This is a genomic window from Aerococcus sp. L_32, assembly GCF_050689315.1.
This window is the reverse complement of record NZ_JBOEQF010001290.1, coordinates 1-512: the sequence shown is the minus strand read 5'-3', so window position 1 is coordinate 512 and position 512 is coordinate 1. Positions and strand designations below refer to the sequence as shown.

The 512-nt window shown below is 37.7% G+C and carries 2 protein-coding genes; one reads left to right on the top strand and one right to left on the bottom strand.

The features are described from left to right. Window positions 1-103 precede the first annotated feature (103 nt). Window positions 104-295, top strand: a complete 192-nt coding sequence (locus ACRCJ0_RS19380) for a DNA-directed RNA polymerase subunit beta (protein WP_069285919.1) — start codon at window positions 104-106, stop codon at window positions 293-295. On the opposite strand, the gene ACRCJ0_RS19375 is transcribed toward ACRCJ0_RS19380, so the two are convergent. Next, a partial coding sequence (locus ACRCJ0_RS19375; RefSeq protein ID WP_431391852.1) for a hypothetical protein occupies window positions 285-512 on the bottom strand: 228 nt, incomplete at its 5' end. The two genes, ACRCJ0_RS19380 and ACRCJ0_RS19375, sit on opposite strands and share 11 nt — an antisense overlap.

The following is a 512-nucleotide window of genomic DNA, read 5'->3' as shown; positions in this document are numbered from 1 at the left end:
AAAGAAATTACAAGCCTTAGGCGCAAATGTACTTCGCGTGGATGTGGATGGTAAAACAGACGCAGAGCTTGCTAGTTTACTAGATTAGAATGGTCGTGACGAAATGAAATATTATCATCAATATATCAACGAACCATGGAAGAAAATTGTATTTTGGGGACTACTGTTATTGATTGTTGGCTTCCTACTATTCATTATCGGTGGTTTGATTGGATACAGCGTATCTTCTGACCAATCAGCCTTCAATTTCTTAAACCCGGCTAGCTGGAACCATGTCTTCTCATTTATTCGTTAACATGACTATAAGCAATTTGAGGGGTGATCCTGTTATCACCTCTTTTTTTTGGTATGAAAAATGACAAATGGATAGTCAAGCTAACTAGCAACAGGTGTTTACTTGCGTAGCCAACTGCTGGTTGACGAGGTCTTTTTTTAGATTGCCTTATTTTTGGACTAGGATTTTTCAGGTTCAAATAATGATTCGCCACAATTTGAATCAGTTTTTTAGTGGC

What these genes read in the sequence shown, in the direction of transcription:
- ACRCJ0_RS19380 (WP_069285919.1), top strand. Translation starts at nt 104, where the DNA reads ATGAAATATTATCATCAATATATCAACGAACCATGGAAGAAAATTGTA.